At 39.8% G+C, this 8,653-nt stretch carries 7 protein-coding genes; 5 read left to right on the top strand and 2 right to left on the bottom strand.

The window, feature by feature from the left end:
• Window positions 1–1,706: ABC transporter ATP-binding protein (locus C7B62_RS22680; protein WP_106242818.1), on the top strand; the 1,706-nt coding region annotated here is incomplete at its 5' end.
• 173 nt (window positions 1,707–1,879) lie between these two features.
• Here the strand turns inward: C7B62_RS22680 and psb35 are convergent.
• Both psb35 and C7B62_RS22670 read right to left on the bottom strand, forming a co-directional pair.
• Complete coding sequence (psb35, locus tag C7B62_RS22675) at window positions 1,880–2,071, bottom strand: photosystem II assembly protein Psb35 (protein ID WP_106242815.1); 192 nt, start codon at window positions 2,069–2,071, stop codon at window positions 1,880–1,882.
• Between the two features lie 161 nt (window positions 2,072–2,232).
• Window positions 2,233–2,451, bottom strand: coding sequence for a hypothetical protein (locus tag C7B62_RS22670; RefSeq protein WP_106242810.1), 219 nt, complete (start codon window positions 2,449–2,451; stop codon window positions 2,233–2,235).
• A gap of 337 nt (window positions 2,452–2,788) precedes the next feature.
• Between C7B62_RS22670 and C7B62_RS22665 the strand changes: the two genes are divergently transcribed.
• The 4 genes from C7B62_RS22665 (at window position 2,789) to C7B62_RS22650 (ending at window position 8,560) form a co-directional block, all read left to right on the top strand.
• Window positions 2,789–4,579, top strand: coding sequence for an SLC13 family permease (locus C7B62_RS22665; RefSeq protein ID WP_106242807.1), 1,791 nt, complete (start codon window positions 2,789–2,791; stop codon window positions 4,577–4,579).
• A 112-nt stretch (window positions 4,580–4,691) separates the two neighbouring features.
• Complete coding sequence (locus tag C7B62_RS22660) at window positions 4,692–6,728, top strand: cation:proton antiporter (RefSeq protein ID WP_106242803.1); 2,037 nt, start codon at window positions 4,692–4,694, stop codon at window positions 6,726–6,728.
• 110 nt (window positions 6,729–6,838) lie between these two features.
• A complete protein-coding gene (locus tag C7B62_RS22655) occupies window positions 6,839–7,708 on the top strand; it encodes a 6-carboxytetrahydropterin synthase (protein WP_106242800.1) in 870 nt (289 codons plus the stop codon).
• Window positions 7,709–8,125: 417 nt separating this feature from the next.
• The gene (locus C7B62_RS22650) at window positions 8,126–8,560 is read left to right on the top strand and encodes a CAAD domain-containing protein (RefSeq protein ID WP_106242796.1); all 435 of its coding nucleotides are present in this window, start codon (window positions 8,126–8,128) and stop codon (window positions 8,558–8,560) included.
• The last annotated feature ends 93 nt before the right edge of the window (window positions 8,561–8,653 follow it).

Below are 8,653 nucleotides of genomic sequence, written 5' to 3'. Positions count from 1 at the left end.
TTATTGGACAGATTTTAAATGTTTTGTCGTCACAGCCATTGGACAAGCCTTTGGTGAGTTTAATTACTGTGGTGCAAAACCTGGGAAGTTTTCCACCTGGCAAGTGGTTGTCCCTTGGGGTGTTGTTGGGCATAATTTTTCTGGTGACGGTAGTGCGATCGCCAATTCAGCCTTGGATTGGGGTGTGGCATCACTGGGCAATTGCCCTAAAGGCTCGACGAGATCATTTGAGCAAGGTAGTAGCCAAGATTCTCACCTTACCTTTAGGCTACTACGATGAGAACAATCCTGGACGGATCGCGGGGCGGATCGCACGAGGAATCGAAAATCATACCTGGAGTTATCCTGAGATTGCAGGACAGTTAATACCCAAATTAGCGCGGATTTTGGGTATTTTTGTGATGATTTTATTTATTGATGCGGGAATTGCGATCGCTTTTCTTGGTTCTTTTGTCGTAATTTTGAGCTATAGCCTCAAACATTTACGGGTTCTCATTGCCAAAGAAGAATTATTGGAAAAACATCAGGAAAATACCGAAAGCCGTACTTCAGAAATTATTACCAATATTAAAACCGTGAAGTCTTTTGCTGCGGAGGCGCAAGAGTATCAAAGACAGCAGCAGCGTTTTGAGCGAGAATTTAAATATGTCACCTATCGTATTCATCGAGGTTATGTCAATCTAATTACCTGGACACGTACCGTAATTCAAACCTGCGTCTTTTTAATTTTGCTATTTACTCTGATTTCTACTGTCAGAGGGCATATTACTCTAGGACATTTTATTACTACTCTGACAATTTCTAGTATGGCTTATGCGGAGCTTGAACCCATTAGTCAGTTAGCAGAGATATTTGCCCGCCGTTATGCCTCCATGCGCAGATTACACGACTTTATGCAGCTTGATATTGGCGCAGATGCTGCTAGCTTGGTAAGGGAAAATGTGGCAGATAATCCTTATAAGTTTGATGGCAAATTAGAATTCAATCATCTCAGCTTTGGTTACGATCGCGATCGCCCCATCCTGTACGATATCAACCTTTTCATAGAACCCTATCAAACCATTGCTCTCGTGGGTCGTTCTGGCTCAGGCAAGTCCACCTTAGTTAAACTGCTGTTTCGCTATTTTGAACCCCAGCAGGGGGCGATTTTAGTTGATGGAGAAGATATTAGCAACCTAGATATTGCTCGTTATCGTCGCCGTCTGGCGATCGTTCATCAGGACGTGGATATCTTTAACGGTACAGTTTGGGACAATTTAACCTATGGTAATCCCCAAGTAGAACCAGAACAGGTAAAACAAGCTTGTGCGATCGCTAGAGTTGACGAATTTATCAGCGAGCTACCTCAAGGTTATTTAACCGTAGTTGGCGAACGTGGAGTGAGACTTTCGGGGGGACAAAAGCAGCGCCTGGGTATTGCTAGAGCCTTGATTGTTAATCCTGATATTTTGATTTTTGATGAGGCGACATCTAGCTTAGATTATGAATCGGAGCGTTCAATTCAGCTAGCAATGAAATCTATTTTGGGTACACGCACCACTATAATTATTGCTCACCGCCTGAGCACAATTCGCGAAGCAGATAAAATCGTGGTGTTAGATGCAGGCAAAATTATTGAAGTTGGCAGCCACGCCGAATTATTAAGTCAGGGTGGCATTTATCATCGTCTTCATTCGTTACAAGAGACAGGAGAAGTTTTTAACTAGTAGATCGTCAAGTTTGAATTGATGGGTTGAGATTAGGTAGTAGGTAGTAGGTAGTAGGTAGTAGGTAGTAGGTAGTAGGTAGTAGGTAGTAGGTAAAGACTAATGACAATGCGTGACTTTTATACGTACTATCCCTCAAAACAATCTTGACACACCACTAGTCACTAGCTTTGTTATTCTCCAGAATTATCTTTACTATTCACCTTGGGTACAATATCAGGGCGTTCCATATTCTCCCACCCCGCAGGACGTTTCGAGTTGTACCAAGCAATTGAACCAATCGTAACCGCAGCAAGAAATCCAACCACGTAAACTGCTACGAAATAGGTGGGAAATTCCCCTGCTACGGCAAATAATAAATTCATATTTTGTAAAAATAGCTAAAAATAGTTTTTATATCTTAATACTTTGTAATCTTATCAAATCTTGGTCTTAAAAGTTTTTTTAAATTATTTAATTATTAATTACTGTTCAATTGCTGGATGATGCTTTAGTTAAAGCAAAGAAATTAATTATCTTACCCAGACTAAAAATTTTCAGTGGAAAAAGAATTCCAACTAGCGATCGCCAAAGGAATAGCAACTAAAGCCAGCTTTAAGCTCCAAGGAGCGCAAAATAAGCTAATCAAAAAAAATGTTAATGATGAAAACCGCATGGCTGCTTGGAAAACATCGTCATTGATCGTGTAACTGATATATAGGGCGATCGCTGCTACGAAAAGAGTTACCAAAGAAATAGTAAGCATGTTGTTATTCGTCTTGTGATTAGTGTGATTAGATTATGGGGATTTTTCCGCGCCAAAAAACACAGTTCTGCTTAGTTGAAGGTAGCTGAAACACTAGTTAACTATAACATTAAGATATTATAACTTTATTTTTTTTTGTCAATTTATAAGCGTAACCAAACATCTAACCTAGCTAAGTAATTGTCATTATTCAAACATAAAGGCTGATATATTTAGTTGGTCAAAAGTATTAAATGACAGCGCGATCGGATATTATTTTTCCAATACGATTAACGACGATAATAAGCGACTAGCCACTAGCGACTGACAACCAAAATCTAACAACTAAGAATTAACAATGACTATATTTCTAACCTTGGCTGTAGTGATAGCTGCCTTAGTTTGCTTTATTGCCGAGTGGCTACCTGTAGATATTACGGCTCTTTGTGTAGCAGTAATTTTAATTGTTTTAGGGTTGGTAACACCCGATGAAGGTATAGCAGGATTTGGTAACTCCGCCACCATTACCGTAATGGCAATGTTTATTCTTAGCGCTGGTATTACTCGTACGGGGGTAATTCAGGTGTTTCGCGATTTACTACTAAAATGGGGCGGCAAAAGTATTACGCGTCAAATCCTGGTTATGGGAATCCTAGTTGGACCTATCTCTGCTTTTATTAACAATACGGCAGTAGTAGCGATATTTTTGCCGATTGTCGAAGAATGGTGCAAAAAACGAGGTATATCTCCTTCCAAGCTCTTAATGCCCCTATCTTTTGTGACCATTTTAGGTGGTATGATTACCGTGATCGGCACATCCACCAACGTCCTGGCTAGTGGAATTGCTAAAGATTTAGGCTATGGAGAATTTAGTCTATTTCAGTTTACTGGATTAGGTATTATCACTTTTTTGTTTGGTTTAGCTTATCTGACTTTTATTGCCCCACGTCTATTGCCTAATCGCAAAAATATACAGAGTGATTTGGTTAGTGAAGGTTATGGCTTAGAAGACTATGTAACCGAGGTAATTGTCACCCCCAATTCTAAGCTGATTGGCAAAACCTTCCGCTCGGCGCAATTACAGCGAGATTTTCAGGTAGATGTCTTAGAAATTATTCGCGATCGAGAGCGTTTGCCTCAACCTGTAACGAGCCGGACTATTCGCGCCGAAGATATTTTGTTAGTGCGGGGTAAAACCGATGATGTGCTGAAAATTAGAGCAGAACAAGGATTAGATATCTTAGCCGATGTTAAATTCAATCAAAAAACCTTAGCCACAGAGCTAAATTCAACTGAAGAGGGAGTTGCCGAGGTTTTAATTTTATCTAACTCTCGTTTGATCGGTGCAACTCTCAAAGATTTACGTTTTCGTCAGCGTTACAATCTAACAGTCTTAGCTCTGCGTCGTGGAGAAGAATTAATCAGAGAGAGATTGGGTAGAGTACCACTCAAATTTGGAGATTTGTTATTAGTCCAAGGAGACAAACAAAGTTTACTCGGTTTACAAACTACTAGGGAACTATTAGTCATTGAACAAAAAGAGCCTGAAGCCATTCGTCGTGATAAAGCCTGGCTGGCGATCGGCATCATAATGGGAGTAATTCTGCTGGCAGCATTTAACATCTTGCCAATTTTAGTCAGTGCCTTAATCGGAGTCGTGATGATGATTATTACGGGAGTTCTCAAGCCTGGGGAGCTTTATGGTGCGGTACGTTGGGACGTAATTTTTCTCTTGGCTGGGTTAATTCCTTTGGGTACGGCAATGGAAAACTCTGGGGCAACAAAATGGCTGGCGGATAATTTGATGGTAGTAGGTGGTAACTTTAGCGGTTATTGGATTTTATTATTTTTCTTTGTAACTACATCTTTGCTGACAGAAATACTGTCTAACAATGCCACTGTAGTACTTTTGATTCCGATCGCGGCGAAAGTTGCTGAATCTTTAAGTCTTAATCCCATAGCAATGATGTTTGCCGTAACTTTTGCTGCTTCGAATAGCTTTATGACTCCTATCGGTTACCAGACTAATACTATGGTTTATAGCCCTGGGGGTTATAAATTTTGGGACTTTTTCCGCGTTGGCGCGCCTTTGAACCTGTTAATGGCAATTGTTACACCCCTGCTGATTATGTGGATTTATGGGCTGTAATAGCTAAGATCTATAAAACAAGTCCAAGGATGTATGTACTTTTGTCGATGCTGTAATATATTATCAAAAGCGACCAGTCGCTTTTGTCTCTCCTCTTGCTCATCATTAATACATGGAATCCATCTCGGAAACGATACGAGAACCGATCTTCACCTTTGCTCTACTGTTAGCAATCATTTTACTAGTACCACCAATTTTTGAAAAAATAAAGTTGCCAGGGTTAGTGGGTTTATTGGTAGCAGGAGTAATATTTGGCTCTAGTGGTTTGGGTTTACTTGACAGCAAGTCGGAAACTATGATCTTGTTGGCAGACATCGGTAAAATTTATCTAATGTTTGTGGCAGGATTAGAAATTGATTTGGAACAGTTTCGTCGTACTAAAAATCGCTCCTTGACTTTTGGTTTTACCACCTTTGCCGTTCCTTTGATTGGAGGTGTTTTAGTCGGACGATTATTTGGTTTTAGTTGGAATACGGCTGTTTTAATTGGTTCGTTATTGGCTTCCCATACCCTGCTAGCATATCCCATTGTCAGACGTTTGGGGGTAGTGAATAACGAAGCTGTTACCGTTACTATCGGCGCGACAATTTTTACCGATATTGGTGCTTTATTGGTCTTGGCCATCTGTTTAGGCGTAAATCAAGGAGATTTTACCGCAGTAGATTTAGGCATCTTATTAGGCTCTTTGGCACTTTATACGCTGGTGGTCTTATTTGGCTTAGACCGTCTGGGAAGAGAGTTTTTCCGCCGTTCAAAAAATGACCATAGTAATCAGTTTCTGTTTATCTTATTATCGTTGTTTGTGGCTTCAGTAGGGGCAGAAGCAATTGGCATTGAAAAAATTGTCGGGGCATTTTTAACTGGTTTAGCAGTTAACGATGTGATTGGAGATGGTCCGGTCAAAGAAAAGGTGGAGTTTGTCGGCACGGTCTTATTTATTCCCATTTTCTTTGTTGATATGGGCTTACTGCTCGACCTTAAGGCCTTTAAAGATATTTTAGGAGCTGTTGAGATTCCTCTAACAATTGTAGGTGCTTTATTCCTGAGTAAGTTTTTGGCAGCTTGTATCGCTAAATTAATCTTTCGTTATAGTTGGGCTGAAACCATAACCATGTGGTCGCTATCGTTGCCCCAAGTAGCTGCGACTTTGGCTGCTGCCTTAATTGCTTTTCAGGCAAAAATTATCAACGAAGAGGTCTTCAACAGCGTTATTTTGCTAATGCTGGTAACTTCGATCGCTGGCCCTTTAATTACTTCTCGTTTTGCGACTCAGTTAACTGTTGGGGATCTGCCAGAGGCTGAACCAGAACCTGATTTGGCTCTCAAGTTAAAAGACAAGTATCGAGTTGTCGTGCCAATTTATAATCCGCAAACACAGCATTATTTACTAGAATTAGCATCTTTACTGGCTGAGAAAAATCGGGGCGGAATTGTGCCACTGGCGATCGCTAAAGCTGAATCTCGTTTAGATTCTCCGCAACTAGAGGTTGATTTACAGCGTTGTACCAAGCTACTAGCTCAAGCAGAAGCAATTGCCACCGAACTGGATGTTGAGGTTCAGCCAGAATTAAGGGTTGAATACGATATTGCTCAAGGAATCAGTCATGCTAGTCGGGAAGTTAACGCCGATTTAATTATTCTAGGATTTAGCCGTTTAACTGGCTTCCGCTCTCGCTTTTTTGGTTCGGTGACCGATAGTATATTATGGTCGGCTCACTGTTCTGTAGTTGTCGCTCGCTTCCAAACTTCACCTCTAGCCATTAGACGCATCCTTGTACCAGTAGAAAGCATCAATCCTGTTGGTCTACGACCAGTCAGTTTTGCTAAAAGCTTGATTACCAGCAAAGAAACCGAAATAACTTTACTTCATGTTTGTCCGTCTGGTACATCTAAAGAACGTAAAGCTAGCCTTCATGAGCAGTTAGAGACAGTGGGTAACAAGTTTCTAGCTGAAGCCACAGTCGATGTAAAAGTTACTGCGCAGAGCAATTTTGTTAAGGAAATTTTAGCTGCAAGTCGCACTCATGAACTAGTAATTTTGCGATCCCAGCGTCAGCGTGTTGGGGTAGATAGTTTGGCTTTGGGCGCGACAACCAAACCTTTGATAGAGAATTTAAACTGCTCAATTATTTTATTAGGAGAACTCTAGAAGATCTAGTAAAAGAAGCGATCGCTTCTTTTACTGTGAATTGACTTAGCTTGCTATAATAAGCATCATAGTTTACCTAACTTTACATTTAACGAGTCTCAACTCAATATATGAAATGCACTATTAATCGTCGCGCTCAGTTTTCCGCGAGTCATCGCTACTGGTTGCCAGAATTAGACGAAGCTGAAAATAAGCGTCTATTTGGTGCTTGTAGCCGTTTTCCAGGACACGGACATAATTATGTCTTGTACGCATCTTTAGAGGGTGATTTAGACGAATATGGCATGGTGGAAAATTTATCTGTAGTCAAGCAGGTAATCAAACGAGAAGTTACTAGCCAACTGAATTATTCTTATCTCAATGATACTTGGCCAGAGTTTCAAACGACTTTGCCCACCACGGAAAATATCTCACGGATTATTTGGCAAAGACTTGCCCCTCATCTACCTTTAGTCAACGTTAGATTATTTGAACATCCTGAGCTTTGGACAGATTATCAAGGAAACAATATGGAAGCTACTTTAACAGTCAAAACTCACTTTAGCGCAGCTCATCGTTTGGCAATTCCTAGCCTGAGCTTTGAAGAAAATCAAGAAATTTACGGCAAGTGCGCTCGACCTAATGGACACGGACATAATTATCATCTAGAAGTCACCGTAGCGGGAGAAATCGATGCTCGCACAGGAATGTTAGTGGATTTGGCTGCGTTGCAAAATGTGATTGATGAGTATGTTGTCGAACCTTTCGATCACACTTTCTTAAATAAAGACATTGCCTATTTTGCCGAGGTTGTACCCACGGCGGAGAATATTGCCGTCAGGATTGCTGATTTATTGCGATCGCCAATTAAAGAAATTGGGGCTGAGTTAGATAAAATTAAGCTAATTGAAAGTCCCAATAACTCTTGTGAGATTAACTGTCGCAACACTCAAGCCACAATTGAAACAGCAGCCAATCAAGCAGCGGTAATGGCTTCCTAACCTACAAAATCAGCTAACTAAATCTTCTGGTTGATTCAAATTACAATTAGCTGAGATATCTTATTAATTATAAATAGGGTATCTTTTTTTAATTAAGCTAGAATTACGGCTGAATGTTGAGTAATTATGACCTCAATATTAAGGTTAAATTAAGATTAATCGACGATATCAAGTCTATTAATGGCAAATAACATCCTTAATCTGCCTAAAATTAGCAATATATCGCATTAATCTCTATAATCTGACCTAGACCGACTACTATACTGAGAGAGGATATTTCGAGACTGTTAATTATTGCTTTGAGTAATCAGATCAACCGTAAAAAGTGTTTGATACTATGAGCAAAAGTATAGTCATCATAATAGGTCAGAGCAGTAGCTGACTAATACTCATATAAACAACAGGAGAGCATAAAATATGGAATCAAATACTCCAGAAGTCATTGAAACTCAAGAAACTACCACAAGTCTAAACGGTGAATCGGCAGGCATGATCACCCCTAATTCTACAACTTTGAAATCATCACCAGCAGATAATGCGGTTCAAGAATATTTAAGTATTGGTTCTAAATTTTTGAGTCAAATTTTTGATTATCTCAAAGAGTTTATCGACAGTAACCAAAAATCCCTAATTAACCTACTGTTAATATTTTTGGGCATTATTGCAGTCAAAGTAACTTTAGCTATAATTTCAGCGATTAACGATATTCCTCTGCTTGCGCCTACTTTTGAGCTAGTAGGTTTGGGTTATACAGGTTGGTTTGTTTATCGCTATTTGCTAACTAACTCTTCTCGTCAAGAGTTGGGTCAAGAGTTTCAAGCCCTAAAAAATCAGGTAATGGGTCAAGAATAAATAACTAAAGGAACTTAATGAGTAAAGTGTTACTTAAAAACACTGTAGGAGTCTAATCAGTCTAATCAATAGGGTGGGCGATGCTCACCTTAT

It is taken from the genome of Pleurocapsa sp. CCALA 161, from assembly GCF_003003995.1.
Classification (GTDB): Bacteria; Cyanobacteriota; Cyanobacteriia; order Cyanobacteriales; family Xenococcaceae; genus Waterburya.
Note: the sequence above shows the minus strand (reverse complement) of the source record. Positions and strands in the feature narration are given on the sequence as shown.

What these genes read in the sequence shown, in the direction of transcription:
- C7B62_RS22655 (WP_106242800.1), top strand. Translation starts at nt 6,839, where the DNA reads ATGAAATGCACTATTAATCGTCGCGCTCAGTTTTCCGCGAGTCATCGC.
- psb35 (WP_106242815.1), bottom strand. Translation starts at nt 2,071, where the DNA reads ATGAATTTATTATTTGCCGTAGCAGGGGAATTTCCCACCTATTTCGTA.
- C7B62_RS22660 (WP_106242803.1), top strand. Translation starts at nt 4,692, where the DNA reads ATGGAATCCATCTCGGAAACGATACGAGAACCGATCTTCACCTTTGCT.
- C7B62_RS22650 (WP_106242796.1), top strand. Translation starts at nt 8,126, where the DNA reads ATGGAATCAAATACTCCAGAAGTCATTGAAACTCAAGAAACTACCACA.
- C7B62_RS22665 (WP_106242807.1), top strand. Translation starts at nt 2,789, where the DNA reads ATGACTATATTTCTAACCTTGGCTGTAGTGATAGCTGCCTTAGTTTGC.
- C7B62_RS22670 (WP_106242810.1), bottom strand. Translation starts at nt 2,451, where the DNA reads ATGCTTACTATTTCTTTGGTAACTCTTTTCGTAGCAGCGATCGCCCTA.